At 60.5% G+C, this 26,524-nt stretch carries 24 protein-coding genes; 20 read left to right on the top strand and 4 right to left on the bottom strand.

The window, feature by feature from the left end:
• The first annotated feature begins 1 nt into the window (after position 1).
• The 7 genes from murG (at position 2) to lpxC (ending at position 7,921) form a co-directional block, all read left to right on the top strand.
• Entirely contained in the window at positions 2–1,093 is a 1,092-nt protein-coding gene (gene murG / locus JH15_RS02740) for an undecaprenyldiphospho-muramoylpentapeptide beta-N-acetylglucosaminyltransferase (RefSeq protein WP_422730546.1), read from the top strand.
• A 55-nt stretch (positions 1,094–1,148) separates the two neighbouring features.
• Entirely contained in the window at positions 1,149–2,561 is a 1,413-nt protein-coding gene (murC, locus tag JH15_RS02735; protein ID WP_052383952.1) for a UDP-N-acetylmuramate--L-alanine ligase, read from the top strand.
• A gap of 8 nt (positions 2,562–2,569) precedes the next feature.
• Complete coding sequence (locus tag JH15_RS02730) at positions 2,570–3,490, top strand: D-alanine--D-alanine ligase (RefSeq protein WP_197053265.1); 921 nt, start codon at positions 2,570–2,572, stop codon at positions 3,488–3,490.
• A gap of 6 nt (positions 3,491–3,496) precedes the next feature.
• Positions 3,497–4,225 carry a cell division protein FtsQ/DivIB gene (locus tag JH15_RS02725; protein WP_043526765.1) on the top strand — a complete coding sequence of 243 codons (729 nt, stop codon included), beginning with the start codon at positions 3,497–3,499 and terminating at the stop codon, positions 4,223–4,225.
• A gap of 196 nt (positions 4,226–4,421) precedes the next feature.
• A complete protein-coding gene (ftsA, locus tag JH15_RS02720; RefSeq protein ID WP_043526763.1) occupies positions 4,422–5,696 on the top strand; it encodes a cell division protein FtsA in 1,275 nt (424 codons plus the stop codon).
• A 34-nt stretch (positions 5,697–5,730) separates the two neighbouring features.
• Positions 5,731–6,894 carry a cell division protein FtsZ gene (gene ftsZ, locus JH15_RS02715; RefSeq protein ID WP_043526762.1) on the top strand — a complete coding sequence of 388 codons (1,164 nt, stop codon included), beginning with the start codon at positions 5,731–5,733 and terminating at the stop codon, positions 6,892–6,894.
• A 115-nt stretch (positions 6,895–7,009) separates the two neighbouring features.
• Positions 7,010–7,921 carry a UDP-3-O-acyl-N-acetylglucosamine deacetylase gene (gene lpxC / locus JH15_RS02710; RefSeq protein ID WP_043528694.1) on the top strand — a complete coding sequence of 304 codons (912 nt, stop codon included), beginning with the start codon at positions 7,010–7,012 and terminating at the stop codon, positions 7,919–7,921.
• Between the two features lie 60 nt (positions 7,922–7,981).
• Here lpxC and JH15_RS02705 read toward each other — a convergent pair whose 3' ends face one another.
• Complete coding sequence (locus JH15_RS02705; protein ID WP_043528692.1) at positions 7,982–8,464, bottom strand: DUF721 domain-containing protein; 483 nt, start codon at positions 8,462–8,464, stop codon at positions 7,982–7,984.
• A gap of 102 nt (positions 8,465–8,566) precedes the next feature.
• On the opposite strand from JH15_RS02705, the gene JH15_RS17705 reads away from it, so the two are divergent.
• The 4 genes from JH15_RS17705 to JH15_RS02690 all read left to right on the top strand — a co-directional run bounded on the left by JH15_RS17705 (position 8,567) and on the right by JH15_RS02690 (position 13,985).
• Positions 8,567–8,965, top strand: coding sequence for a hypothetical protein (locus JH15_RS17705; RefSeq protein WP_081948840.1), 399 nt, complete (start codon positions 8,567–8,569; stop codon positions 8,963–8,965).
• A 67-nt stretch (positions 8,966–9,032) separates the two neighbouring features.
• Entirely contained in the window at positions 9,033–11,765 is a 2,733-nt protein-coding gene (gene secA / locus JH15_RS02700) for a preprotein translocase subunit SecA (protein ID WP_043526761.1), read from the top strand.
• A 12-nt stretch (positions 11,766–11,777) separates the two neighbouring features.
• Positions 11,778–12,986 carry a bifunctional glutamate N-acetyltransferase/amino-acid acetyltransferase ArgJ gene (gene argJ, locus JH15_RS02695; protein ID WP_043526760.1) on the top strand — a complete coding sequence of 403 codons (1,209 nt, stop codon included), beginning with the start codon at positions 11,778–11,780 and terminating at the stop codon, positions 12,984–12,986.
• A gap of 48 nt (positions 12,987–13,034) precedes the next feature.
• Positions 13,035–13,985, top strand: coding sequence for a Nudix family hydrolase (locus tag JH15_RS02690; protein ID WP_043526758.1), 951 nt, complete (start codon positions 13,035–13,037; stop codon positions 13,983–13,985).
• 63 nt (positions 13,986–14,048) lie between these two features.
• On the opposite strand, the gene JH15_RS02685 is transcribed toward JH15_RS02690, so the two are convergent.
• Both JH15_RS02685 and JH15_RS02680 read right to left on the bottom strand, forming a co-directional pair.
• On the bottom strand, positions 14,049–14,945 hold the full coding sequence (locus JH15_RS02685; RefSeq protein WP_043526756.1) for a carbon-nitrogen hydrolase: 897 nt from the start codon (positions 14,943–14,945) through the stop codon (positions 14,049–14,051).
• A 3-nt stretch (positions 14,946–14,948) separates the two neighbouring features.
• The gene (locus tag JH15_RS02680) at positions 14,949–16,004 is read right to left on the bottom strand and encodes an agmatine deiminase family protein (protein WP_043526753.1); all 1,056 of its coding nucleotides are present in this window, start codon (positions 16,002–16,004) and stop codon (positions 14,949–14,951) included.
• 172 nt (positions 16,005–16,176) lie between these two features.
• Here JH15_RS02680 and JH15_RS02675 point away from each other — a divergent pair, with 172 nt between their 5' ends.
• Both JH15_RS02675 and JH15_RS02670 read left to right on the top strand, forming a co-directional pair.
• Positions 16,177–17,418, top strand: a complete 1,242-nt coding sequence (locus JH15_RS02675) for a lipoprotein-releasing ABC transporter permease subunit (RefSeq protein ID WP_043526750.1) — start codon at positions 16,177–16,179, stop codon at positions 17,416–17,418.
• A 72-nt stretch (positions 17,419–17,490) separates the two neighbouring features.
• The gene (locus JH15_RS02670; protein WP_043526748.1) at positions 17,491–18,159 is read left to right on the top strand and encodes an ABC transporter ATP-binding protein; all 669 of its coding nucleotides are present in this window, start codon (positions 17,491–17,493) and stop codon (positions 18,157–18,159) included.
• Between the two features lie 24 nt (positions 18,160–18,183).
• Here the strand turns inward: JH15_RS02670 and JH15_RS02665 are convergent, their stop codons facing one another.
• Positions 18,184–18,729 carry a DUF2062 domain-containing protein gene (locus JH15_RS02665; protein WP_043526745.1) on the bottom strand — a complete coding sequence of 182 codons (546 nt, stop codon included), beginning with the start codon at positions 18,727–18,729 and terminating at the stop codon, positions 18,184–18,186.
• A 121-nt stretch (positions 18,730–18,850) separates the two neighbouring features.
• Here JH15_RS02665 and JH15_RS02660 point away from each other — a divergent pair, with 121 nt between their 5' ends.
• The 7 genes from JH15_RS02660 (at position 18,851) to murB (ending at position 26,511) form a co-directional block, all read left to right on the top strand.
• The gene (locus tag JH15_RS02660) at positions 18,851–21,130 is read left to right on the top strand and encodes a DNA internalization-related competence protein ComEC/Rec2 (RefSeq protein WP_052383864.1); all 2,280 of its coding nucleotides are present in this window, start codon (positions 18,851–18,853) and stop codon (positions 21,128–21,130) included.
• Between the two features lie 90 nt (positions 21,131–21,220).
• Positions 21,221–22,960 (top strand): lipid A export permease/ATP-binding protein MsbA, encoded by a 1,740-nt coding sequence (gene msbA, locus JH15_RS02655; RefSeq protein WP_043526743.1) that lies wholly within the window; start codon positions 21,221–21,223, stop codon positions 22,958–22,960.
• Complete coding sequence (gene lpxK / locus JH15_RS02650; protein WP_052383863.1) at positions 22,960–23,994, top strand: tetraacyldisaccharide 4'-kinase; 1,035 nt, start codon at positions 22,960–22,962, stop codon at positions 23,992–23,994. The genes msbA and lpxK overlap by 1 nt, the downstream gene beginning before the upstream one ends.
• A gap of 6 nt (positions 23,995–24,000) precedes the next feature.
• Entirely contained in the window at positions 24,001–24,210 is a 210-nt protein-coding gene (locus tag JH15_RS02645) for a Trm112 family protein (RefSeq protein ID WP_043526741.1), read from the top strand.
• Entirely contained in the window at positions 24,203–25,009 is an 807-nt protein-coding gene (gene kdsB, locus JH15_RS02640; RefSeq protein WP_043526738.1) for a 3-deoxy-manno-octulosonate cytidylyltransferase, read from the top strand. Before JH15_RS02645 ends, kdsB begins: the two co-directional genes overlap by 8 nt.
• A 3-nt stretch (positions 25,010–25,012) precedes the next feature.
• Positions 25,013–25,489 carry a low molecular weight protein-tyrosine-phosphatase gene (locus tag JH15_RS02635; RefSeq protein ID WP_043526736.1) on the top strand — a complete coding sequence of 159 codons (477 nt, stop codon included), beginning with the start codon at positions 25,013–25,015 and terminating at the stop codon, positions 25,487–25,489.
• Complete coding sequence (gene murB / locus JH15_RS02630; protein ID WP_043526733.1) at positions 25,486–26,511, top strand: UDP-N-acetylmuramate dehydrogenase; 1,026 nt, start codon at positions 25,486–25,488, stop codon at positions 26,509–26,511. Before JH15_RS02635 ends, murB begins: the two co-directional genes overlap by 4 nt.
• Positions 26,512–26,524: the final 13 nt, after the last annotated feature.

Raw genomic sequence — 26,524 nt, 5'->3', positions numbered from 1 at the left:
CGTGACCCCAGCTCAACCGACGCGTGTAATGGTCATGGCCGGAGGAACCGGCGGACATGTGATTCCCGCCCTGTCACTCGCTGGAGCGCTGCAGAGCGCCGGATGCCAGGTCGAGTGGCTGGGCAGTCCTCGGGGTCTCGAGAATCGATTGGTGCCCGAGGCAGGCTTTACGCTTCATCGGGTGGCGGTCGCCGGGCTTCGAGGCAACGGCGTGGCGGGGTGGCTAATGGCGCCGATACGGCTTACACGCGCGATATGGCAGGCACACCGCATCATCAGACGCTTCGATCCTCATCTGGTGGTGGGGCTCGGTGGCTTTGCCAGTGGGCCGGGAGGCTTGGCAGCCTGGCTGCTTCGGCGGCCACTGGTGATACATGAGCAGAACGCCATCGCCGGCATGACCAACAAGGCGCTGGCCAAGCTGGCCACGCGTGTCTATGCCGCGTTTCCGGGCGCCTTTCCAGACAGTGGATGCGAGGTCATCGGCAATCCGGTACGTGACGACATAGCGGCCTTGGGCAACGCCCCGCGTGGCGCCGATGAGATGACATCGCGACGCTTGCGACTCTTGATCGTCGGCGGCTCGCTGGGCGCACTCTCCCTCAACCAGACACTTCCCGACGCCTTGGCGCGCCTTCCCGAGGCTATACGTCCGGAAGTGCGTCATCAGGCAGGGCGTGACAAAGAGGATGCCACGCGTGAGCGCTACCGCGACCAGGCCGTTGATGCCGAGGTCACCTCCTTCATCGACGACATGGCCGCTGCCTATGAATGGGCTGACTTGATCGTATGTCGTGCCGGTGCGTTGACGGTCGCCGAGCTTGCGGCGGCGGCGAAGCCCTCGCTGCTGGTTCCCTTCCCGCATGCTGTCGACGATCACCAGACGATCAATGCACGGGTACTGGTCAATGCCGGCGCGGCTCGGCTCATGTCACAATCGGACTTGACCCCCGATACGCTCGGCCAGTGCCTGGAGCAGCTGCTCGAGCCCGATACGCTAGCCCGTATGGCTGCGGCTGCTCGACAGGCAGCGCACCTCGATGCCACACGACTTCTCATGGAAGGCTGTATGGAGACACGTCTTGAGCGATAACCGAGAGGCTGGAGCGCCACCGCGCCAGGCCGCAAACGTACCCACCGGGCTGGGCATGCGACGCATTCGCCGAATTCACTTCGTGGGAATCGGCGGGGCTGGTATGTGTGGCATCGCCGAAGTCCTGGCCAATCAGGGTTACCGGGTGAGCGGCAGCGACTTGAAAGCGTCGGCGGTTGTCGAGCACCTACGTCAGTGCGGCATTCGCATCGCCATTGGGCACGATGCCGAAAACGTGCAGGATGCTGACGTGGTTGTGGTATCGACGGCAGTGGATAGCGAGAATCCTGAAATTCGCTGGGCGCATGACCATCGCGTACCGGTGGTAAGGCGAGCCGAGATGCTGGCCGAGCTGATGCGTTTTCGGCATGGAATCGCCGTGGCCGGTACGCACGGCAAGACCACCACAACCAGTATAACGGCCACCTTGCTCGCCGAGGCTGGGCTCGACCCGACGTTCGTCATCGGTGGGCTGCTGACCAGTGCCGGAACCAATGCTCGACTCGGAGAAGGCGACTATCTCGTGGCCGAGGCCGACGAGTCGGATGCCTCGTTTCTTCACCTTCAGCCCATGGTCGCCATCGTCACCAATATCGATGCCGACCATATGTCGACCTATGAAGGTGACTTCGAGCGGCTCAAGCGTACCTTCTTGGAATTCCTGCACAATCTGCCGTTCTATGGGTTGGCTGTGTTGTGTATCGACGATGAAAACGTACGTGGGCTTCTCGATCGATTGCACCGCCAGTTCGTCACTTATGGCTTCAGTGAGGAAGCTGATTACCGCATTGCCGATTTCAAACAGAGCGCCGGCGAGGTGAGGTTCACGGCCTTGCGCCCAGCGGGGCACGAGGCACTGGAAGTACGTCTGGCGATGCCCGGGGAGCACAATGCGCTCAACGCCCTGGCGGCGATTGCCGTGGCCACTGATGCTGGAGTCGATGACGATGCGGTCCTGCGTGGTCTCGCTGGGTTCGCGGGCGTAGGACGAAGATTCCAGGTCCATGGCGAATTTCCCGACCCCAGCGGGCAAGGCAACGTCATGCTGGTCGATGACTACGGTCATCATCCCCGGGAAGTGGAAATGGTCATTAAGGCAGTGCGCGCCGGTTGGCCCGAACGCCGTCTTGTCATGGCCTACCAGCCCCATCGTTATAGCCGCACCCGTGATCTTTACGAAGATTTCGTCAAGGTTCTATCGGGTGTCGATACGCTGTTACTACTGGATGTCTACAGTGCCGGGGAAACCCCCATCCCCGGAGCGGAAGGTCGTACCCTGGCTGGTTCGATACGCCAGCGTGGACTGATCGACCCCCTGTTTGTCGAGACCAAGGCCGAACTGCCGACCTTGTTGTCCAGGGTGCTGCGTCCGGGCGATATCCTGATCACTCAAGGGGCAGGGGATGTGGGAACCATCGCCCTTAGCCTGGCCCAGGCGCATCTGCAACTCGATGAGGTACACCTATGAGCGCCCAAATGTCAGATCCCTCCACCTACGGTCGGGTCGTCGTTGTCTATGGCGGCAACTCTGCCGAACGTGACGTTTCACTGGTCAGTGGTCGGGCGGTACTCGAGTCGCTGAAGCGTAGTGGAATCGATGCTCATGGCTATGACCTTGCCTCGCAGGGGCTGAGTGGACTCGAAGCCATGCAGCCGGACCGGGTGTTTATTGCGCTACACGGTCGGGGCGGAGAAGATGGCACGCTCCAGGGGGCGCTGGAACTGTTCGGCGTTCCCTACACCGGCAGCGGCGTCCTGGCCTCGGCGCTGGGCATGGACAAGATGCGAACCAAGCAGTTGTGGACTGCGATGGGATTGCCGACCCCAGAGAGCGTGGTGCTCGATGACGGCGCCGATTGGGATGCAGTGTGTCAGGATCTGGGCCTGCCCCTGATCGTCAAGCCGGTCCATGAAGGATCGACGCTCGGTATCTCCATCGTGGCCAGCCGGGAGTCCCTTGTATCCGCTTACCGGGACGCGGCGAAATACGACGCTCAAGTCATGGCCGAGCGCTATATTACCGGCCAGGAATATACCGTATCGCTGCTGGGCGAAAAGGTACTCCCCGCGATTCGCGTGGAAGTGCCGAGCGGATTTTACGATTACGAAGCCAAATATCATTCCACCGAAACGCTCTACCATCTGCCTTGCGGCTTGAATTCGGCAGAAGAGTCGGCGCTTGGCTCGCTTTGTCGGCGCGCATTTGCCGTCATCGGCGGACGTGGTTGGGGGCGCGTGGATGTGATGCGCGACCAGGCCGGGCAGTTCTGGCTTCTGGAGGTCAACACGATTCCGGGCATGACCGATCACAGCCTCGTTCCTCAGGCGGCCGCACATGCGGGGATCGATTTTGACTCGCTGGTGTTGACCATCCTGGCGACGACCCGGGGACTCTAACGCGCCATGTCGACATTGCGGTCCTCCCTTCCAGGGCTGATCCTGTTGCTCGTGCTACTGGTAGCCGGTGGACGCGCCCTATGGTTATGGCTTGATCGCCCCATTGAGCGCGTCTCGATACGCGGCGATCTATCGCACGTCAGCGCCGGTTACTTGCGCGAAGCCTTGGCTCCCTTGATCGAGGGAGAGACATGGCTGTCCGTGGATCTCGGTGAACTCCGTCGGCGTGCACGTGATATCGACTGGATGGCGGAGGTCAGCGTATCACGGGAGTGGCCCGACGCACTGGCTTTTGAGCTCTACGAAGAGGAGCCGGTCGCCCGGTGGAACGATACCCTGCTGCTCAATCCTCAGGGTGAACCCTTCTCTTCAGGACCTGTCACTCCGCCTTCGGGATTGGCGGACCTTGCAGGGCCCGAGGGAAGTGGCGCGGAAGTGCTGGCTTATTATGATTATTTGCGGCCACGATTTGTCACACTTGGTCTCGAAATAACACAACTTCGTCTCGAAGCGCGAGGCGCCTGGCGATTGCAACTTAATGACGGTGTTTGGGTAATGCTGGGTCGGAATGACCGCAATGCCCGGCTTTCGCGATTGACTGCTGCCTGGCAAAGACAGTTGGGGGCCCAGGCCTCGCAGATTCGCTATATCGATTTACGTTATCCCAATGGGGTTGCCGTTGCTTGGCATGGAGAAACGGAAACCGGCCTGGAAGATGAAAGCTCGGGTTCGTAACGGCATATTTCTCGTAAGTCACCGTGAAACGCGGCGCTCAGGTATTTCTTTTGAAGTAAAAGGCTCGTATTCTGGCTCCTGTTTTCCATTGGCACTGGAGAAGCGTGGGCAATTGTTCCTATAATCGCCCCAGCATTTTAAGGTGTCGTTTAATGGACCTGAAACCAGGATTAAGTGTAAGGAGTTAACCCGGCCCATGGCAGGACAAAATAACGCTTCCAATATGGTCGTCGGGCTGGATATCGGAACGTCCAAGGTCGTTGCGATAGTAGGGCAAGCGACAGACGATGGCGGCATAGAAATCGCTGGTATCGGCTCTCACCCGTCGCGAGGAATGAAGAAGGGCGTCGTCATCAATATCGAGTCGACCGTACAGTCGATTCAGCGTGCGGTAGAGGAAGCCGAGTTGATGGCGGGGTGCGACATCCATTCGGTCTACGTCGGCGTGGCGGGTAGTCACATCAGTTCCATGAATTCCGATGGGGTCGTGGCGATAAAAGAGCGGGAAGTGACCCAGTCCGATATTGAGCGTGTCATCGATTCGGCACGTGCTCGCGCCATTTCGGAAGGGCAGCGTGTATTGCATGTTCTGCCCCAGGAATTCGCCATTGACACGCAAGAGGGCATCCGCGAGCCGCTGGGCATGTCGGGTGTCCGTCTCGAAGCGCGGGTGCATCTAGTGACGGCTGCGTTGAATGCCGTGCAGAATATCGAGAAATGTGTGCGTCGTTGCGGTCTCGAAGTCGATGCCATCATTCTTGAGCAATTGGCTTCGAGTCATGCCGTGCTGACCGAAGACGAACGAGAGCTGGGTGTCTGCATGGTCGATATCGGTGGCGGTACGACCGATATCGCTGTGTTTACCGAAGGGGCGATTCGTCATACCGCAGTGATACCCATCGCCGGCGACCAGGTGACAAACGATATCGCCATGGCGCTGCGTACACCGACGCAGTACGCCGAGGACATCAAGGTTAAGTATGCCTGCGCGCTGACTCAGCTGGCGTCGAGCGATGAGATGATCAAGGTGCCCAGCGTGGGTGATCGGCCCGCGCGTGACTTGTCTCGTCAGGCCCTCGCCGAAGTGGTCGAGCCGCGCTACGAGGAGTTGTTCACCTTGGTTCGTGAGGAGCTACGGCGCAGCGGCTACGAAGACCTGGTGGCAGCCGGGGTCGTTCTTACGGGCGGGACCTCACGCATGGAAGGTGTCGTCGAGTTGGCGGAAGAGATATTTCACATGCCGGTGCGCATCGCTTGCCCGCAAAACGTACGTGGACTGGCGGATGTTGTCCGCAACCCGATTTATTCAACGGGTGTAGGTTTGCTACATTATGGTATGCGTGATGCCAGGAACGGGCAAAGCCGCGTCGTTTCGGCCCAGCCGAAGCGGGAGGACGTCTCCCGGCGTGGACACAAGGAAGGCAGCTCGACGTTAGACAAGGTCAAGGGCTGGTTCAAAGGAAATTTCTGACAGGGGCCGCCAAGCGGTCCAGGAGACGGGGCTTATGTTCGAACTGGTAGATAACGCACCCTCAAGCAGCGCCGTTATAAAAGTCATCGGCGTGGGCGGCGGTGGCGGCAATGCCGTCAACCACATGGTCGAGAGCAACATCGAGGGCGTCGAATTCATCTGCGCCAATACCGATGCTCAGGCCTTGAAGCGAGTCGCGGCCAAGACCGTGCTGCAACTCGGCAGCGAAATTACCAAGGGGTTGGGCGCTGGCGCCAACCCTGAAGTCGGTCGCCAAGCTGCGATGGAAGATCGTGAGCGGATCGCCGAGCTGATCAACGGCGCAGACATGGTGTTCATTACTGCCGGAATGGGTGGTGGTACGGGTACCGGCGGTGCGCCTGTCGTGGCCCAGGTGGCCAAGGAACTGGGTATCTTGACGGTGGCCGTCGTGACGCGTCCCTTCCCCTTTGAGGGGCCCAAGCGTATGCGGGCTGCCGAAGAGGGTATGAAGGAGCTCTCGCAGCATGTCGACTCACTGATCACCATACCCAATGAAAAACTGCTTGCCGTGCTTGGCAAGAATGCCAGCCTGCTGTCCGCCTTCAGCGCCGCGAATGACGTCTTGCTGGGTGCCGTGCAGGGGATCGCCGAGCTGATTACCAGCCCCGGCATCATCAACGTCGACTTCGCCGATGTGCGCACCGTCATGTCCGAGATGGGGATGGCCATGATGGGTACCGGTGGCGCGACGGGCGAGAATCGCGCTCGTGAGGCCGCCGAGAAAGCCATCCGGAGCCCGCTGCTCGAGGATATCGATCTGCATGGGGCCCGGGGTATCTTGGTCAACATAACGGCAGGTCCCGATCTGTCGATCGGTGAATTCAACGATGTCGGTGCCACCGTTCAGGAATTTGCTTCTCAGGATGCCACCATCGTCGTGGGTACCTCGATCGATATGGAAATGTCGGACGAGTTGCGTGTGACCGTCGTGGCCGCAGGCCTCGAAGGGCGTCAGCAGAAACCCGTACAGCGCGAATCGGTCGCCAAGCGTCCCGAGTCCACCGACTACCGCAAGCTGCAGCAGCCCACGGTGATGCGTCAGCAATCTGCCAAGGCTGAGCAGGAAGTCGCTGCTGCCCGAGCCGATAAGCGCAAGTCCCAGGAGCTCGACGATTACCTTGATATTCCAGCATTTTTGCGTCGTCAGGCCGACTGACCCATGTCATCGATGAAATAGGAGCCGCTGGGGATCATTTTTTTGTCGAAACACGCGTTCAGTGATATAGTGAACGGTGTTTGATAACTACTTTTTTTACCTGGCGGTATTTTTCATGATCAAACAACGTACCCTCAAGAACACGATCCGCGCTACTGGGGTTGGCCTGCATTCTGGCGAGAAGGTCTACTTGGCCCTGCGCCCGGCGCCGGTCAATACCGGGATCATCTTCGTGCGCACCGATCTTGAGCCCGAGGTGCGTGTGGCAGCGCGTGCCGAGAACGTGACCGACACCACCTTATGCACGGCGCTGTCCCAGAACGGGGCCAAGGTGGCTACCGTCGAGCATCTCATGTCTGCCTTTGCCGGCCTGGGTATAGACAACGCCTTCGTCGAGGTCAGTGCCCCCGAAGTGCCGATCATGGATGGTAGCGCCGGACCGTTCGTGTTCCTCATCCAGTCAGCGGGCATCGAGGAGCAGGATGCCGCCAAAAAATTCATTCGGATCAAGCGTGAGATCGCGGTACGTGAGGACGACAAGGAGGCGGTCTTTTTGCCTCACAACGGTTTCAAGGTATCGTTCGCTATCGACTTCGATCATCCCGTTATCGAGCTGCAGAAGCAGAGCGCTGTCGTCGATTTCTCCACGACCTCCTTCGTCAAGGAAGTGTCACGTGCTCGCACCTTCGGGTTCATGCGTGATCTCGAATTCCTTCGTTCCCATAATCTTGCGCTGGGCGGCAGCCTCGACAATGCCATCGTGGTCGACGACTATCGAATCCTGAACGAAGGTGGATTGCGCTATGAAGACGAGTTCGTCAAGCACAAGGTGCTCGATGCTATCGGTGATCTCTACCAGCTCGGCTACAGCCTGATTGGGGAGTTCCGTGGCGTGAAGTCCGGCCATGCGCTGAATAATCAGTTGTGCCGTGCCGTACTTGCGCAGCCGGATGCCTGGGAGATCGTGACGTTCGAAGAGGCCTCGCAGCGCTCCCCCATCTCTTATGCTGCGCCCGCCATGGTTTGATCCTCTTACTCAGGTTTTTGCAAGTCAGGTATTGACGCCGCCTCTTTAAGGCGGCGTTTTTTATGGCTGGCCTTCGGTATCGCTGGGGGAACGTTCGGCATGCGACGCCAGCCGCTCAAGTGCTTGCCTGAGGCGGGGATCGTCGGTATCCCGCGCGCAGCTACTGATTTCGTCCGCCGCTTGGGCGGGTAACTCGCGCACGTAGCGACGCGGTAACTTGGGGGGGCGCACGGGACGCACCTTGAACTGAAAGCCCAGTACGGCCTCGAATTCCGGGAGACGCTGCAATATGGAAAGTAGACGTGCTTGCTCGTAGCGCAGCCAGGTTAGCCAGACGGCCCCATCGGTGATCAAGGTCAACTTGCCCTGGCGATACCCGCCCACGAATAGGTGCGGACGAACCTCTTCGGGGAGATGGTCCCGCAATTCCTGTTGTGCGCGTTCGATGAGGCTGGCCATGCGCATCAAGCCACTCAGCTCGCCTTTGCCGGAAAGCAGTGCCGACATGGGCTGGGCTCGGAAACGCTTAACCTTTATACTCATGTGCTTGCCCTTGGTGTGCCCGAACGAATATTCCTCGGGCCGATGACGACGATGAGCGCAGTTGCGCACAAAGCCTAGCATGGCCGGGAGCCCGTCAACAGCATGACCCACGTTGATCACAAGCCTGCCTCGATCAAGGGGGAGCGCGTCACGTCACCTCGACGTCGGATGCGTTCACGCTGGTGGCTGGCCGGGTTACTGGTCGGTTGCTTGTTGCCTGCGGGGTTGGTCGGGGCCGATGCCGTTCGTCAGGCTGAACGTATCGTACAGATCTGCCTGTTGGCCCCTTGTGCCATACGTGCCGAGTCACGCCGCGCCGCGCTGCATCGACGATGGCCGGGTCGCCGGCGCCTCGCCTGGCCCCTGCCGCGGAGACTCCTGTCTCGGCAATTCGTATACCGCTCTATTGCGGCCAATCTCACGCCCTGTGCCGCTCACGACGTATTGACCCGGCGAGGTCCCCCGTCACGTGCCTGCTCCGTCGCGTCATTGACGCCCTAGTTACCCGCGGTCCTAGCCGTATAAGGCTTTGTTCGCCGCGTCAGGCACAAACGAAACTGGATCTCTCATGCTCAACACATTGCTACGCAAGGTCGTCGGCTCAAAGAACGACCGTGAAGTGAAACGCTTCGGCAAGACCGTGACCGAAGTCAACGCGCTCGAATCCCGCTTTGAAGCCCTTGATGATGCTGCGCTACAGGCAACGACACCTGAGCTTCGCGAAAGGTTTGCCGCGGGCGAAACGCTGGAGGCCCTGCTTCCCGAAGCGTTTGCCATGGTGCGTGAGGCCAGCAAACGCGTCATGGGCATGCGTCATTTCGATGTCCAGTTGATTGGTGGCATGACCCTTCATCGTGGCCGGATTGCCGAAATGAAGACCGGTGAGGGCAAGACCCTGGTAGCGACCCTGGCCGTGTACCTGAATGCGCTTCCCGGCAAGGGTGTGCATGTCGTCACGGTCAACGATTACCTGGCGACGCGCGATGCCGAGTGGATGCGTCCGCTCTATGAATTCCTGGGCCTCTCGGTGGGAACGATTTTCTCGGGGCAGAGCCAGGACCAGAAGCGCGCCGCCTATGCCTGCGACATCACTTACGGTACCAATAACGAGTTCGGCTTCGATTACCTGCGCGACAACATGGCCTTCTCGCTGGAGGACAAGGTCCAGCGAGAACTCAACTACGCCATCGTCGATGAGGTCGATTCGATCCTGATCGATGAAGCCCGCACGCCGCTGATCATCTCCGGGCCGGTAGACGAGAATACCGACCTCTATAAGGTGGTGGATCGACTGGCGCTGACCCTCGCCGAGTGCACCGATGAAGAAGACCCGGCGAGCGGTGATTTCATCCTCGACGAGAAGCAGAAACAGGTCGAGCTGACTGAAGAGGGGCACAACAAGGTTGAACAGTTGATGCGTGGCGAAGGCCTGCTTGGCGATGAAGATTCGCTTTACTCCGCGCAGAATCTCAATTTGCTTCAGCATATGCACTCTGCACTTCGGGCTCGCCATCTCTATCAACCTGACGTCGACTACATCGTCAGCAATGGCCAGGTTGTCATCGTAGACGAGCATACTGGGCGCACCATGCCGGGGCGGCGCTGGTCGGAAGGTCTACATCAGGCCATCGAGGCCAAGGAAGGGGTCACCATCCAGCGCGAGAGCCAGACGCTAGCCTCGACCACCTTTCAGAACTACTTCCGTCTCTACCAGAAGCTGGCGGGGATGACCGGGACCGCCGACACCGAGGCGTTCGAGTTCCGCCAGATCTACGGCCTCGACGTGATGGTGATTCCCACCAATCGACCGCTGGTTCGCCAGGATCTCAACGACCTTGTCTATCTCTCCGCCGAGGAGAAATACGAGGCAATCATCAAGGATGTTCAGGCAGAGACCGAAAAGGGCCGGCCGGTCCTGGTCGGGACGGCATCGATCGACACCTCCGAATACCTGGCAAGCTTGATGAAAAAGCAGGGCATGGCCTTCAACGTGCTCAATGCCAAGCAACACCAGAGTGAGGCCGAGATCATCGCCCAGGCCGGACGCCCCGGCGCGATTACCATCGCCACCAACATGGCGGGTCGCGGGACGGATATCATGCTTGGCGGTAACTGGGAGGCCGAAGTCGCCAAGCTGGCTAACCCTGATGCCGCTCAGGTCGAGGCTATCAAGGCAGCCTGGCAAGAACGTCACGATGGTGTACTGGCTGCGGGTGGCTTGCACGTGGTGGGCTCGGAACGCCACGAGTCGCGGCGGATCGACAACCAGCTGCGTGGTCGTGCCGGGCGCCAGGGCGATCCGGGGTCGACTCGTTTCTTCCTGTCGCTCGAAGATAACCTGATGCGCCTGTTCGGCTCCGAACGCGTTCAGCGCATGATGAAGGCGTTGGGGATCGAACACGGTGAGGCGATCGAGCACAAGATGGTCTCCAATGCCGTGGAACGGGCCCAGAAGAAGGTAGAAAGCCGGAACTTCGATATCCGTAAGCAGTTGCTTGAATATGATGATGTCGCCAATGCCCAGCGTCGGGTCATCTACGATCAGCGGGATGAAATCCTGGGAGCCGAGGATGTATCCGAGAATGTGATGGGTATCCGCGAGGAAGTGCTGGACGCGGCCATCAGCGACTTCGTCCCGCCCCAGAGTCTTCCTGAACAATGGGACCTCGAGGGGCTCGAAGCGCACCTCAAGAGCGAATTCAACCTGGAGGCACCGGTCGCTCAGTGGGCCGAGGAAGACCCGCACTTCCATGAAGAGCAGCTCCGTGAGCGTCTGCAAGCACAGCATCGGGATGCCTACGTAGACAAGGTGGAATCCGCCGGTCCCGAGCTGATGCGTCGCTTCGAGAAGCAGGTCATGCTCCAGGTGCTGGATACTCGCTGGAAGGAGCATCTGCAATCGATGGATCACCTGCGCCGCGGCATTCATTTGCGAGGCTATGCGCAGAAGAATCCCAAACAAGAGTACAAGCGTGAGTCGTTCGAGCTGTTCCAGACCCTGCTGACCAATATCAAGGCCGATGTGACCCGTATTCTGAGTCATGTCCAGGTGCGTCGTCAGGAAGAGGTCGAAGAACTGGAGCGCAAGCGCCGCGAGGCGTTAGAGCGGGAAAAGGCGACTGCGGCCAGTCATCACGATGCCGTGGACGAAACCAATGCCGAAGATGGCGAAGAGAGCCAGGCCGCCGCGGCCGGCGAGAGCCGTCCGGTACGACGCGAAGGGCCCAAGGTAGGACGCAACGACCCTTGCTCCTGCGGTTCAGGCAAGAAGTACAAGCAGTGTTGCGGCAAACTCAGCTGAGGAGAACGCTAGATGGCAGTAGGTAAAGGGGAGTTTCCGGTACTGCCGGCGATCGACGGAGTTCGGCTCGGCACGGCGTCGGCGGGCATCAAGAAGCCGGGACGTCGCGATCTGGTCGTGATCGAGATCGCCGAAGGCGCTACGGTGGCGGGCACCTTTACCCGTAATGCGTTCTGTGCAGCACCGGTGCATGTGGCCAGACGTCATCTGGGCGATGCCACACCACGTTACCTGGTCATCAATACCGGCAATGCCAATGCCGGGACCGGGAACCCGGGCATGCGAGATGCCGAAGCAACCTGTGAGGCCCTGGGGGAACTGGCCGGGGTGCCCGGCACATCGGTATTGCCATTCTCGACGGGGGTGATCGGCGAGCCGCTGCCTATGGCCAAGCTGACCGGGGCGCTGCCGGATGCGTTGAAATCACTGGCCCCCGATGCCTGGCGTGACGCTGCTGAGGGCATCCTGACGACCGATACGCGGCCCAAGGGGGCTACGGCTAATGTCGAGCTGAACGGAGGCCGAGTCACGCTCAGCGGCATCAGCAAAGGGTCAGGCATGATCAAGCCCAACATGGCGACCATGCTGGGCTTCGTAGCGACGGACGCGACGCTCGAGCCCGAGTTACTTCAAACGTTGTTGCGTGAAGGGGTTGACCGCTCCTTCAACTGCATCACGGTCGATAGCGACACCTCGACCAATGATGCATGCATGCTGATCGCCACGGGGCGCGGAGCGCCGGTTGCCACTGACGACGACATCGAGCGGTTTCGAAAGGCCCTTGATGAGGTTCTGGTCTCTTTGGCCCAGGCGATCATCCGTGATGGGGAAGGGGCCACCAAGTTCATTACCTTGGCAGTTCAGGGGGCCAGGCACCGTCAGGAGGCTCTGGAGGTGGGGTTCACAGTGGCTCACTCCCCCTTGGTCAAAACGGCGCTCTATGCTTCGGATGCCAATTGGGGGCGGATTCTGGCTGCGGTCGGTCGAGCGCCGGTCGAGGACTTCGATGTCTCCCGGGTGGTGATCGATCTGGGAGACGTACGCTTGGTGGAGCAGGGCGGACGCGCCGCGAGTTACACCGAGGAGGCAGGCAGCGCAGTCATGGCTGGGGAGGAGATCGAGATCCGTATCGATCTGGGTCGGGGAGAGGCCGAGGCGACGGTATGGACCTCCGACTTGTCGCATGAGTATGTATCGATCAACGCCGATTATCGTAGTTGAGCCTTACCGGGGAGAAAGGCGTTGTCCATTCGAGAAGAGTCACTGAGCATGAAGGTCAAGAGAAGGGTACATGTGGCGGCTGCCGCCATCGTCAGTCGTGACGCAAGCAAGGTATTGATCGCTCGACGCCCGTCGAATGTCGATCAAGGAGGACTCTGGGAGTTCCCTGGCGGTAAGCTGGCGCCATACGAAACGGGCTTCGAGGCACTCAAGCGGGAGCTGCATGAGGAACTTGGCGTCGAGATCCAGCGCGCCCAGCCGTTGATTCGTGTTCACCATGAATACCCGGACAAGCATATTCTGCTCGACGTATGGCAGGTTCTGGACTTTGCGGGCGAACCCTTTGGCCGCGAAGGGCAAGCCGTACGGTGGGTGCCGATGGACGAACTGTTCAACTACCCATTCCCGGCCGCCAATTTGCCCATTCTGCGCGCGGTGATGTTGCCTACCGAGTACTTGATCAGTGACGAGGAGTCGGATGATGACGTCTTTCTCACCAAGCTGGAACGAGCCATGCGGGAAGATGGCATTCGTCTGGTACAGCTACGGGCCAAGTCGCTGTCCAGCGAGGCTTATCTGATCCGAGCCGAAAAGGTATTGGCCCTGTGTCGGGCGCATGGGGCTCGGCTGTTGCTCAATGGTGAGCCGGAACTGCTCACTCAGGTCGATGCAGATGGCGTTCACCTCACCAGTGAACGTTTGATGAGCCTGGAGCGTCGCCCCATCGAACAAGGTAAATGGCTATCGGCCTCGACGCACGATCGGGCACAGCTAGAGCAGGCAGCGCGGGTCGGTTGTGATTTCGTCACGCTCTCTCCGCTACGTACCACGCCTTCGCATCCCGATGTGGCGCCCTTGGGCTGGCACGACTTCCAGCAGTTGACCGAGGTGGCGGGCATGCCAGTCTTCGCCCTGGGCGGCATGACCAGGCACGATGCCAATCATGCCCGTGCCGTGGGCGCACAAGGTATTGCATCGATTCGCGATTTCTGGAAATAACGACAGTCTCCAACAAAAAACCGCCAGCTGATGCTGGCGGTTTTTTTGGAAGGCTTGGTCCTCTTAATCCCGGTAACGCCGGGTCAGATCGCCATAACCGTCGATACGACGATCGCGCAGATAAGGCCACATACGACGGACATGCTCGCTGCGGCTCATGTCGAGCTTGACCAGCAGACGCTCGGGGCCATCGCCGGCATGAGCGAGGAATTCCCCCTGCGGGCCACAGATGAAACTCCCACCCCAGAAGTTGATACCCTCGGTCACGCCGCTGTGGTCGGGCTCATGCCCGATCCGGTTAGCCACCAATACCGGCAATCCATTGGCGACACCGTGCGCGCGTTGGACGATCGTCCAGGCATCTTTCTGGCGGCCTTTTTCGGGGAGATCATCGGGCGGATGCCAGCCGATCGCCGTGGGATAGAGCAGAAGTTCCGCCCCAGCCAGGGCCATGAGGCGTGCGGCTTCGGGATACCACTGGTCCCAGCACACCAGGACGCCAAGACGCCCCACCGAGGTATCGATAGGCTCGAATCCCCGTGCTTCATCCGCTTCACCGGGGGTGAAATAGAACTTCTCATAGAAACCCGGATCGTCGGGGATGTGCATCTTGCGGTAATGCCCGACCCGACCGCGGTCCCGATCGTAAACCACCGCGGTGTTGTGATAGAGACCTGCCGCCCGGCGCTCGAAAAGGGATCCGACGAGAACGATGTCGAGCTCCTTCGCCAGGTGGGGGAGCCGCTGGCCGGTAGGGCCATCGAGCGGCTCGGCAAGATCGAATAGCTCGGCATCCTCGTACTGGCAGAAATAGTGCGTAGCATGCAGTTCTTGCAGCAGCACTAGCTGCGCACCCTGCGCGGCGAGTTCGCGGATGCCGGCCTCGCTCTCGGCCAGGCTGCGCTCCTTGTCGGGCCAGGCAGCCTGCTGAACCAGGCCGACTGTCAGCGTCTTGCTCATTTGCTACTCCTCGATAGCGGAGGAGGCCGTCAGGCTTCCTCGGGGCAATTGCATGGTGAGGCAGTGTAGGCTGCCATGTTGACGAATCGCACTCCGGCAGTCGATGGGTACGATGTCCCTGTCGGGGAATGCGCTGCCCAACGTAGCCAGGGCCTGGCTGTCTGCCGCATCACCATAGGTAGGTACCAGCACCGCACCGTTGATGATGAGAAAGTTGGCATAAGTGGCCGGCAGGCGGTGACCATCCTCGGGATCGCGACAGGCCCGCGGCCAGGGTAGGGGAACCAGATGGTACGGCATGCCATCGGCTTGACGGAATTCCTGTATCTCCTGCTCCATTGCCTGCAGTGCAGAATAATGCGGATCGTCCCGATCATCGCAGCGTACGTAGGCGATGGTCTGGGGATCACAGAAGCGTGCCAGGGTATCCACGTGGCTGTCCGTGTCGTCGCCTTCCAGATGGCCATGCCGCAGCCACAGCACTCGTTCGATTCCCATTAACTGGTGTAACTCGGTTTCGACCGCCTCGCGGCTGAGACCAGGGTTGCGATTGGGGTTGAGCAGGCAGGCTTCAGTGGTGAGCAGCGTTCCCAATCCATCCGTATCGATGGCACCGCCCTCTAGGACCATGGCATGGGTCTCGACCGGCGCTCGGTAAGCGCCTTGCTCGGCAAGCGTTCGCGTGATGGCATTGTCGCGGTCGGCAGGAAATTTGCCGCCCCAGCCGGTGAAGGCGAAGTCGAGCAGCACGGGATGGCCGTGTCGCTCAACGGCGATCGGGCCGTGATCGCGGCACCAGCTATCGTCAGCGGCCACTACGTGCAGGTGCAGGCGCGACTCGGGTACGCCGAGGTGGCGAAACGTTTCGCCAAGGCGGTGGCGCGTCTCGCTATCGGCCACGCCAATCATGACGTGCTGATAACGTACGATGGCCACGACCATCGCTTCCAGGGTGGCTTCGATACGCTCGAGAAACCCGCTCCAGTCGCTGTCGGGTCTTGGCCAAGTCAATTGAATGGCATCTTGGGGATGCCACTCGGGGAACAAGCGGTTTGCCATGCAGTCTCTCTCTGGCCGGCCGTGATCGGACGGGTTTCGTCGCACGTGAGCCGCGCAATTTAGGACCAGTGCTTCGCCGATGCAAGTAGTCTCGCTGCGGCGTGATCGACACCCGTGCAGGACCCTGTAAAAAACCGTACCATGAGCCCCCGCTGACAAGGAACTGATCGCGATGCTCGACCGTCTCCCTTTCCTGATTGGCTTGCGCTATGTCCGTGCCAAGCGCCGCAATCACTTCATTTCCTTTATCTCGCTTACGTCCATGCTCGGCCTGATGCTTGGCGTGGCGGTGCTCATCCTGGTGCTTTCGGTGATGAATGGTTTCGACCATGAGTTGCGTACTCGCATTCTCGGCATGGTGCCGCATGCGAAGGTCGAAGCGCGCCAAGGGCTCAGCGACTGGCAGGCACTGGCCGAGCGTGTCAGCCAACACGAGCGTGTCATCGGTGTCGCGCCCTACATCGAGCAGCAAGGAATGTTCTCGGTGAATGGCAACAACAAGGGCGCGATGGTCAATGGCATCGATCCCGAATACGAAGGACAGGTTTCGATCATCAACGATCATATGCAGCAGGGGAGCCTCGATGCCCTGGTCCCGGGCGAGTGGAACGTCGTGCTTGGCTCCCTGCTGGCCCGTCAATTGGGGGTCAGGGTCGGTGACCGTGTAACGCTCCTGGTTCCCGAGGCATCGATTACGCCCGGGGGGGTCTTTCCACGCCTCAAGCGCTTCACCGTGAGCGGTATCTTCAGCGTCGGGGCGGATCTTGACGCCAACCTCGCCTACGCCAATATCGACGATATGCAGACGCTGGCTCGCCTGGGCGACAATGTGGGCGGCCTGCGACTGGAACTCGACGACCTGTTTGCGGCCGGTACGGTGACCCGCGAAATCGTCGATGAATTGGGCACGGGCTACCGGGGCATGGACTGGACCTTCTCCCACGGCAACCTGTTCCAGGCGATCCAGATGGAGAAACGCATGATCGGGCTGTTGCTGACGGTGATCGTTGCCGTCGCGGCGTTCAATATCGTCTCGACACTGGTCATGGTGGTTACCGACAAGCATGCCGATATCGCCATCTTGCGTACCATCGGTGCCACCCCGCGCTCTATCATGGGAATCTTCATCGTGCAGGGGTTGGCCATCGGCATCATCGGGATCGTCATCGGAGTGATCGTCGGGGTCGGCCTGGCGCTGACCGTCGCCGACCTGATCCGGGGTGTCGAGACGTTGTTCGGGATTCAGTTCCTCGACGCCGGTGTCTACTTCATCAGTGAACTGCCGTCGCGGCTTCACTGGGGTGATGTCGGCAACATCGTGACGGCGGCCTTCGTGCTGACGTTCCTGTCGACGCTCTATCCTGCCTGGCGTGCCGCTCGCATCCAGCCGGCTGAAGTCCTGCGCTACGAGTGAGGTTCGCATGAACAAGGGAATGGATATGACAGATACCATGAGCCCACCGTCGCATCGGCTGGGGGTGAAGTGATGTTGCAGTGCCAAGGGCTGACTCGCGTTTACCGCGAAGGCCCCCAGGACGTAACGGTGCTCCATGAGCTTTCGTTGGAGGTTCGAGCCGGTGAGCGCGTTGCGGTCGTCGGAAGCTCAGGGTCCGGCAAGACCACGCTGCTTAATCTATTGGGGGGCCTGGACCGGCCCAGTGCCGGCGAGGTTCGTATTGCCGGACAGCGCTTGTCCGATCTCAACGAGGCCAACCTGGGCAAGTTCCGTAATCGACATATTGGTTTCGTTTACCAGTTCCATCATCTGCTGGCGGAATTCACAGCGCTGGAGAACGCCGCGTTACCCCTGATCGTGAGGGGACAGGGCCGCAAGACCGCCATCGCGCGGGCACGAGAAATCCTAGAGCGGGTGGGTATGGGGCCCCGGGGCGATCATAAGCCCGGTGAACTATCCGGGGGTGAGCGGCAGCGGGTGGCCATTGCCCGGGCACTGATCACCGATCCCAGCCTGATGCTGATGGACGAGCCTACCGGTAACCTCGATCAGGCGACCGCAGCCAGTATCCTGGGGTTGATGGACGAGTTGGCGCGCAGCACGGCGTGTGCCTTCGTGGTAGTCACTCACGATACCGGACTGGCCGCCCATCAGGATCGGGTGTTGCGCCTGGACGATGGCAAGCTGATGCCGCATTGATAACCGCTGACTGATGACGTGCCGTCAGAATTCGTCTGGCGGTTGCTTGGGCTGGCGGCGGCGCTTTAGGCGACGCCGTTTCCAGTTACGCAGAACATGCCAGCGCCAGGCCAGCCTCACGATGAGATTGCCGGCCAGCCCCGCAGCGATGGCCACGACCAGTGAACCGACTATCAGCGGGGGCAGGATGTGCATCATCTGTTCCGCCACCCAGCGAGTCGAGACATCCTCGGGGGCATCATAGGCGCGCGTTTGCATCAGCCAGGCCCCGACACGATAGTTGCCGTAGAAGATGAGCGGCATGGTCAAGGGATTGGTGATCCACACCAGGCCTATAGACAAGGGCAGGTTGCAGCGCAACAGCCATGCGCCGAAGGCGGCCACGAGCATCTGAAAGGGAATCGGCAGTAACGCGCTGAACAGCCCCACCATGAACGCGTTCGCCACGGTGCGCCTGGAAAGCACCCACAGTGATGGGTTGCCGATCAAATGGCTGACGAACCGCAGGGAGCGTCTGCGCTTGAGGGCATCTGGGTGAGGCATGTAGCGCTGAAGCAGGCGGCGCGGCATTAATTCGGCTCATCGATTCCTGGTGGACGGTATTATCCATACATGACCGACCCCCTGCCATGTTCTGGCACACCCTTGGACAGATACTACATCGATTTAGCGGGCTAGCAGGAGCAAAGGAATGCAGCTGGGCCTGGCGATGCCGATAGCCATCGCCGCCATCGCAGGGACCATCCTAGGCAACTTGGCGTTGCCGGACAGTTTTGAAATGCTGGGGCTAGCAGTTCTGCTGCTGGCCCGTTCTCGCCTGGCGCTCGGGTTGCTTCTGGTCGCCAGCCTGACGGCCATGCAAATCGGGATGGCGCGAGAGGCGCAACTGCCCCAGGGTCTCTCGGGCGTCGATGTACGCCTTGAAGGCCGTGTACTTTCCTATGAAAGACAAGGGATGCAGTCCAGGATGCTGCTCCAGGTCAGTGACTGTCGTCCTCTCGAAGCGTCACGGCTGCCCTGTGACCGCGTGCGTCGTGTCCGTCTCAGTCTTTATGAGTTCCTTCCGCTCAAGTCAGGCGAAGTATGGCGCCTGACCGCCAGATTGCGGCCCCCGCGGGGCTTTTCCAACCCCCATGCCGTCGACTACGGTGCCTGGCTATGGCGAGAGGGGATCGACGCCACCGGTTACCTGCGTAGCGACCCTGCCCCTCGGCGGCTTCAGCCCGCATCTCCCTCGCTGCGTGATGCTGCATTGAACCACCTGGAAGCCCAGCCGTTATCCGATCTGTCGCGGCGCTGGCTGGCGGCCCTCACATTGGGTGAGGGGGAGCGTCTGGATACACAGGATTGGTCGTTGTTGAATGACAGCGGCACCACGCACCTGGTTGTGGTGTCGGGACTCCACGTGGGCCTGGTCGGCACCTTCTCGCTGCTTCTGGCTCGCCTGGCTGCTCGGGCGCTGACACCGAGGCGGTGGCGAATGGCGGTATGGCCGTGGTGGCTGGCAGCACTGGCATGCATTGGCTACGTGTGGCTCGCCGGCTTCGAGCCGCCGGCGCTCAGGGCGTTGCTTATGACACTGGTGGGATTGTGGGTGGCAAGCGGCCGCCATGCCCCGGGGCCCTGGCAGGGTTGGTGGCTGGCTCTGGGGCTGGTCATTCTTGTCGATCCGCTGGGTGTCTGGCGCCCCGGCCTGTGGCTATCTTTCGTGGCGGTCGCGCTGTTGATTCTGGTTTGGCAGCGCCGGCCGCGTCCCCGGGGCGTGCGAGGTTGGGCTTGGGGACTGCTGCGGACGCAATGGCTGTTGGCCCCGCTCATGACGGCGGCTGTGCTACTGGCTTTCGATCGCATCGCCCTCGCCGGCCCCTTGGTCAACCTGCTGGCGGTCCCCTTGGTCAGTTCGGTGCTGGTTCCCCTGGGGTTGTCGGGGTGGTTGCTAAGCTGGATTCCTCCGCTCTCCCTCATGTGCTGGCGTCTCTTCGGCGGGTTGGTCGCGCTACTGCAAGACCTCCTGGAATCCGCTGTCACCCTGTTCCCTTCCTGGACCCCAGAAGCTTGGCTTCGCATGCCGTTGGCCCTGGCGCTGGTAGCCATGGCGCTGGCGTGGGCACTCCCCGGGGTGGCCATGCGATTGCGCCTTGCGATGACGTGTGTTCTCGCTCTGCTGCCTTTCACCATCGTGGCGCCCCGCATCGAGGGAGGCGACCTGATGCTGCGTGTACACGATGTGGGGCAAGGCCAGCTAATCGATATCCGTACGGCATCCCATCGCCTGCTTTTCGACACCGGCCCGCGTTTTCGCTCAGGGTTCATGCCCCTCGAGTCGCTTTGGCCTGATGGTCAGCACTTCGATCGCGTTGTGGTCAGTCATGCCGATCTCGATCACGCCGGCGGTATCGGGGCGTTGGAATCCCACGATGTCACATCCTGGATGGCCCCGGCACGGGAGTCGCTCGAGATATCCACTGAGCCTTGCCGCGCCGGCGAGCGCTGGACCTGGGATGGAGTGACGTTTCAATTCCTGTGGCCTCCCACGCAAGAGGACGCCTTATGGAAAGGTAATGACGCATCCTGCGTCCTGATGGTGCAAACACAAGGACATCGTGTCCTGATCACCGGTGATGTAGGGCGAGACGTCGAGCGGCGTTTCGTCAGGGAGGTCGGTGGTGTGGTGGATCTCCTCGTGGCCGGCCACCATGGGAGTCGCAGTAGTTCAGGACCGCAGTTGGTGCAGATGCTTTCTCCTCGGCATGTCGTGTTCAGCGCTGGACGCGATAATGCCTTCGGTCACCCTCATCCCAGTGTCGTAAGGCGGTTTCGTCGCCAGGCGAGTTGCCTGTGGAGTACAGCGCTGGATGGCGCCGTTACCTTCGAGTTTTCGGCACAACGGGGAGTGCAGGCCGACACGCGACGCGAGCTACCGGGTAGCGCTGTCGATGGGGCCTGTCATCGGGTAAACTTCGGCACTTGATAGGGCAGTCGGCCTTGCCCTGCTGGCGTTGCTCGGGTTCGCATCGCCTCCCGTGAGTTCACTCATTCACCCCACTCGAGTGGAGACACCGTGACAGAGACATCTGGCTGGGCCCTGTACAAACGCCTGCTGGGCTATGTCAAGCCGTACTGGAAGTCGATGGTGCTGGCGATCGTGGGTTATGGCATCTATGCCGCTTCGAGTACCGCCCTGGCGGAGATGATGAAGCGGCTGATCGATGGCATCGAGAATCCAGACGCCGATTTTCGGCTCTTTCTGCCCTTGTTCGTGGTAGGGATGTTCGCTGCCCGCGGTGTGGGCACGTTTCTGGGCACCTACTTCATGAGCAATGTGGCGCGTAACGTGGTTCACGTACTGCGCTGCAACGTTTTCAATCACATGCTCCACCTGCCTGGTCGTTTCTTCGATTCCCATTCCAGCGGACACCTGATCTCCAGGGTCACTTATCATGTGGAACAGGTCACCGGCGCGGCGACCAATGCGATCACCATCATTCTGCGCGAGGGGCTGTTCGTGGTCGGCCTGGTGAGCTACCTGCTCTGGACGAACTGGCTGCTGACCTTGCTGTTTCTAACGGTGACACCGCTGATAGGCGGCGTAGTCAGCTTCACAAGCAAACGCTTTCGGAGCATTTCCCAGCGCATTCAGCACTCCATGGGTGATGTCACTCATGTCGCGTCGGAAGCGCTATCAGGGTATCGGGTGGTTCGCACCCACGGTGCCGAAGAGTACGAGAAGCGCCGCTTCGCTGCGGTCAGTGATTACAACCGGCAGCAGAGCATGAAGGAAGCCTTGACCAAGGCGACCAGTACGCCGGTCATTCAGTTATTGGTCGCGCTGGCCTTGGCCCTGCTGGTATGGCTAGCGATGTCGCCGGCGCTGATGGATAACATGTCGCCGGGCGAATTCGTGGCGTTTATCACCGCTGCGTCGATGATGGCCAAGCCGGTTCGCCAGTTGACAGAAGTCAACAGCGTCATCCAGAAGGGGCTCGCGGCCTCCGCGGAGCTGTTCGGTCTGCTTGAGGTCCCCCAGGAGCGGGACGACGGGAAGCTGGTTCCCCCGCGTTTTCAGGGTAAGGTGACGCTGGAGGGCGTGCGTTTCGGTTATGGCGAGGGGGGCGCTGAAGTCCTCAAGGGTATCGACCTGGAGGTATCCCCGGGTGAAATGATCGCCATTGTCGGACGCTCGGGTAGCGGCAAGTCGACCCTGGTCAGCCTGCTGCCTCGCTTCTATCGCCCCACGGCGGGACGAATTCTCATCGATGACGTGCCGGTGGAAAACTACCGGCTGGCCCCGTTGCGCCGCCAACTAGCCTTGGTGAATCAGCAGGTCACCCTGTTCAACGCCAGTGTTGCCGACAACATCGCCTACGGTGTCCCCGACGCGAATCGAGAGCATATCGAGGCGGCAGCTCGCGCGGCCTACGCCGATGAATTCATCGATGCGTTGCCTCAAGGCTACGACACGATCGTGGGTGATAATGGCGTCATGCTATCCGGCGGACAACGTCAGCGGCTGGCGATCGCTCGCGCGATCTTCAAGGATGCCCCCATCCTGATTCTGGATGAGGCAACATCGGCGCTGGATACCGAGTCCGAGCGCTACATACAACGGGCGCTTGAGGAAGTCTGTCGGGACCGCACGACCTTCGTGATTGCTCACCGCCTGTCCACGATCGAACGAGCCGACCGAATTCTGGTCATGGATCAAGGCGAGATCGTGGAGCGAGGCTCGCATGCCGAACTGCTCGAACGTGACGGTGTCTATGCATCGCTTCACCGGTTGCAGTTCCAGGAAACGGCCTGATGGGTTTTTTGAGCGATCACCTCGTTTCGGCCTGGTATCGGGGGGCGGGGTGGCTGCGATTGCTCGCTCCGCTGGAATGGCTCTACCGAACCGCAGTCGCCCGGCGTACGCGGGCCTATGCCAATGGCAATAAAGCGACTTGGCGTGCGCCGGTACCAGTGATCGTGGTCGGCAACCTGACCGTCGGGGGGACCGGCAAGTCACCGTTGGTGGCCTGGCTGGTTCGCTGGTTGGGCGAGTGCGGCTATCGCCCCGGTATTCTTTCACGAGGCTACGGTGGGCGTAGTCCCGACTATCCGTTACTGGTGCGTGCGGACATGTCGGTGGCGGAGTGTGGGGACGAGCCACTGATGCTGGCGACTCAGACGGGAGTCCCTGTAGTGGTCGACCCTCAGCGCGTGCGAGGCGCCAAGCGTCTTCTCGAAGAGGGTTGTGACGTACTGGTGGCCGATGATGGCTTGCAACATCTCGCGTTAGGGCGAGATATCGAGTTGGTGGTCGTGGATGGTGCACGAGGCTTCGGCAACCGGCGCTGCCTGCCAGCCGGCCCGTTGCGCGAGCCATTGTCACGGTTACGAAGCTCTGATGCATTGGTCGTCAACGGCGAGCCAGCATCGGCGATGCCCGCAACCTATCACACCATGGAATTGATACCGCGGCATTGGCGCCACCTGGAGGATGGGGCGCTTTTACCGCTGACGCCGATACCCTTTGAGGGGGCTGTGCATGCCGTCGCCGGTATCGGTAACCCAGAGCGCTTCTTTCGCACCCTCAAGAGGCTGGGACTTGATGTGATAGCGCATCCCTTTCCCGACCATCATCGGTTCCAGGCGCAGGAACTGAATTTCGATGATACCGGCGCGATAGTCATGACGGCCAAGGATGCCGTGAAGTGTCGTCATCTCGCCGATACGCGCTGCTGGGCACTCGACGTCGAGGCGCAGCCTGAGCCTGGCTTCGTGGCCTGGCTCTCGTCCAGGCTGGCCTTACTGGCGCAACATGAACCCCTCGATTCACCATCGTTCAGGGAGTAACTACCGATGGACAAGGAACTTTTGGCCATGCTGGTCTGCCCGTCATGCCAGGGCAAACTGAAGTACGATCGCCAGCGAAATGAACTCAAGTGTCACTTTGATGGATTGGCGTTTCCCATCCGTGACGATATCCCGGTCATGCTTCGGGAAGAAGCGCGGGTCATGGATGTCGAGGAGAAGCTGAACAAGTCGACGGGAACGCCCGGGCATGAGTGAGTTCATTGCCGTCATTCCTGCACGGTATGCCTCGACACGATTGCCGGGCAAACCATTGCAGGATATCTGCGGCGAGCCGATGGTGGTGAAAGTGTGGCGCCAAGCCCTGCAGAGCCGCGCACGGCGTGTCGTGGTGGCGACGGACGATGCGCGTATTCAAGAAGCGGTAGAGGCCGTAGGTGGCGAAGCCCTGCTGACTGCGGCCGAACACCCCACCGGGACGGATCGTCTTGCCGAGGTGGCCGAAACCCTGGGGCTGGCTGGTGACGAGATCATCGTCAATGTTCAGGGCGATGAACCGTTGCTGCCCTCGACGCTGATCGATCAGGTGGCGGGTTGCCTGGCCGATGATACGCTCGCATCGATAGGGACACTGGCCGAGACGATCGACACCGCGGACGCCCTCTTCGATGCCAATGTGGTCAAGGTCGTACGCGATGGTCAGGGCAGGGCGTTATATTTTTCCCGGGCGCCCATCCCCTGGGACCGAGATGCTTGGCGAGAGCATTCGCCGAGACGCGGGCAGGACTCGCCTGAGTGGCCGGTTTCAGCAACCGACACCCCTTGGCTTCGGCATATCGGCTTATATGCTTACCGGGTCAGTTTCCTGAACGCTTACCGCGGATGGGCGCCGTCGCCTCTCGAGAAGATCGAACAGCTGGAGCAGTTGCGTGCCCTTCACCATGGTCACCGCATTCAGGTGGCCCTGGCCACTGAGCGGCATCCCGCCGGGGTCGATACTGCCAGCGATCTCGAACGGGTGAGAAGACTCGTCGAACGACAACTGGGCAAGGAGTAATTCATGCACGTCCTGCTGGTCTGTCTGGGGAACATCTGCCGATCCCCGACCGCAGAAGCCATCCTGAGACATAAACTGGAACAGGTCGGCCTGGCTGAGCGAGTCCAAGTGGATTCCTGCGGTACAGGCGATTGGCACGTGGGGGCGCCCCCGGACGAGCGGGCGACTGCGGCAGCTTTGCGCCGAGGGTATCGACTCGATGCCTTGCGTGCCCGACAACTCGCGGAACAGGATTTCACCCGTTTCGACTATCTCTTGGCCATGGATGAAGACAACCTTCGCGTACTCGAGGCGCGTCGCCCCCCCGGCTGCCGGGCTCACGTCGGCCTGTTTCTCGATTTTGCCGGTCTCGAAGATACGCCGGTTCCCGACCCCTATTATGGCGGTGACCGTGGATTCGAGGAGGTGCTCGATCTTGTCGAGGCGGGTGCCGATGGGCTCATCGAGGTCCTCAAGCGACGACTCGGAGAGGCACGTTGACCCTCGAGATCCAGACTGAGCATGATCTGAGCGGTTTCAACACGCTGCGACTTCCTTGTGTTGCCGCCCGATATGTCGCGCCTACTGATCCTGGGGTCCTGACGTCTGCCATCGCCTTGGCGCGACGCAACGACTGGCCGGTGCTGGTGTTGGGGGGAGGCAGCAACCTGATTCTTGGTGAACGCCTCGATGGTTTGGTCATTCAACCGGCTTTCCAGCGATGGCAGTTGGAACCAATCCGCAAGGGGCGGGTAAAGCTGACCGTCGAGGCGGGTATGAACTGGCATCGACTGGTGATGGCCATGGCCGAGCAGGACCTCTGGGGGCTTGAAAACTTGGCATTGATACCCGGCCACTGTGGTGCCGCTCCGATCCAAAACATCGGCGCCTACGGTGTCGAGCTGTCCGATATCCTGGATGCCGTGCATGGCGTCGATCTGCAGGAAGGCTGTGAAGTGGTGTTCAGCCGTGATGAATGTGCGTTCGGCTATCGAGACAGCATCTTCAAGCATGCAATGGAAGGGCGCGTTGCGATCACGCATCTCGAGCTTTCGTTGTCCACGCAAGCCCAGCCTAAGCTGGAGTATGGCGATCTTGCCCGGCGTGTGGGAAATGAACCGACGCCCCTGGAAATCGCGAATACGGTGATCGCTACGCGACAAGAGAAATTACCGGATCCTGCGGTGTTACCCAATGCCGGTAGTTTCTTCAAGAATCCTGTGGTGAACGCCGCCAAGGCCGACCGGTTATTATCAAAGTATCCCGACATGCCGCACTTTCCCCAGTCCCCAGGGGAGATCAAATTGGCGGCCGGGTGGCTCATTGATCAATGTGGCCTGAAGGGTTATAGGAAAGGCGCTTTCGGGGTGCATGAAAAGCAGGCGCTGGTGTTGGTACATCGCGGCGGGGGAAGTGCCCAGGAGCTTATGGTATTCGCCGACGGCATTGCTCGTGACGTCCTGGAGCGTTTCGGTGTGGTTTTGGAAAAAGAACCCAGGGCTATCGGGCTGCACCCCACCTAGCGATAGGGTAAAA

The organism is Litchfieldella xinjiangensis, from assembly GCF_000759345.1.
Lineage (GTDB): Bacteria > Pseudomonadota > Gammaproteobacteria > Pseudomonadales > Halomonadaceae > Litchfieldella_A > Litchfieldella_A xinjiangensis.
This window is presented reverse-complemented; position numbering and strand designations above follow the sequence as displayed.

What these genes read in the sequence shown, in the direction of transcription:
- JH15_RS02725 (WP_043526765.1), top strand. Translation starts at nt 3,497, where the DNA reads ATGTCGACATTGCGGTCCTCCCTTCCAGGGCTGATCCTGTTGCTCGTG.
- lpxC (WP_043528694.1), top strand. Translation starts at nt 7,010, where the DNA reads ATGATCAAACAACGTACCCTCAAGAACACGATCCGCGCTACTGGGGTT.
- JH15_RS02680 (WP_043526753.1), bottom strand. Translation starts at nt 16,004, where the DNA reads ATGGCAAACCGCTTGTTCCCCGAGTGGCATCCCCAAGATGCCATTCAA.
- JH15_RS02730 (WP_197053265.1), top strand. Translation starts at nt 2,570, where the DNA reads ATGTCAGATCCCTCCACCTACGGTCGGGTCGTCGTTGTCTATGGCGGC.
- JH15_RS02645 (WP_043526741.1), top strand. Translation starts at nt 24,001, where the DNA reads ATGGACAAGGAACTTTTGGCCATGCTGGTCTGCCCGTCATGCCAGGGC.
- JH15_RS02635 (WP_043526736.1), top strand. Translation starts at nt 25,013, where the DNA reads ATGCACGTCCTGCTGGTCTGTCTGGGGAACATCTGCCGATCCCCGACC.
- JH15_RS02665 (WP_043526745.1), bottom strand. Translation starts at nt 18,729, where the DNA reads ATGCCGCGCCGCCTGCTTCAGCGCTACATGCCTCACCCAGATGCCCTC.
- argJ (WP_043526760.1), top strand. Translation starts at nt 11,778, where the DNA reads ATGGCAGTAGGTAAAGGGGAGTTTCCGGTACTGCCGGCGATCGACGGA.
- murC (WP_052383952.1), top strand. Translation starts at nt 1,149, where the DNA reads ATGCGACGCATTCGCCGAATTCACTTCGTGGGAATCGGCGGGGCTGGT.
- ftsA (WP_043526763.1), top strand. Translation starts at nt 4,422, where the DNA reads ATGGCAGGACAAAATAACGCTTCCAATATGGTCGTCGGGCTGGATATC.
- JH15_RS02670 (WP_043526748.1), top strand. Translation starts at nt 17,491, where the DNA reads ATGTTGCAGTGCCAAGGGCTGACTCGCGTTTACCGCGAAGGCCCCCAG.
- JH15_RS02705 (WP_043528692.1), bottom strand. Translation starts at nt 8,464, where the DNA reads ATGAGTATAAAGGTTAAGCGTTTCCGAGCCCAGCCCATGTCGGCACTG.
- secA (WP_043526761.1), top strand. Translation starts at nt 9,033, where the DNA reads ATGCTCAACACATTGCTACGCAAGGTCGTCGGCTCAAAGAACGACCGT.
- JH15_RS02690 (WP_043526758.1), top strand. Translation starts at nt 13,035, where the DNA reads ATGAAGGTCAAGAGAAGGGTACATGTGGCGGCTGCCGCCATCGTCAGT.
- ftsZ (WP_043526762.1), top strand. Translation starts at nt 5,731, where the DNA reads ATGTTCGAACTGGTAGATAACGCACCCTCAAGCAGCGCCGTTATAAAA.
- JH15_RS02675 (WP_043526750.1), top strand. Translation starts at nt 16,177, where the DNA reads ATGCTCGACCGTCTCCCTTTCCTGATTGGCTTGCGCTATGTCCGTGCC.
- JH15_RS02660 (WP_052383864.1), top strand. Translation starts at nt 18,851, where the DNA reads ATGCAGCTGGGCCTGGCGATGCCGATAGCCATCGCCGCCATCGCAGGG.
- kdsB (WP_043526738.1), top strand. Translation starts at nt 24,203, where the DNA reads ATGAGTGAGTTCATTGCCGTCATTCCTGCACGGTATGCCTCGACACGA.
- JH15_RS02685 (WP_043526756.1), bottom strand. Translation starts at nt 14,945, where the DNA reads ATGAGCAAGACGCTGACAGTCGGCCTGGTTCAGCAGGCTGCCTGGCCC.
- JH15_RS17705 (WP_081948840.1), top strand. Translation starts at nt 8,567, where the DNA reads ATGACCCACGTTGATCACAAGCCTGCCTCGATCAAGGGGGAGCGCGTC.
- lpxK (WP_052383863.1), top strand. Translation starts at nt 22,960, where the DNA reads ATGGGTTTTTTGAGCGATCACCTCGTTTCGGCCTGGTATCGGGGGGCG.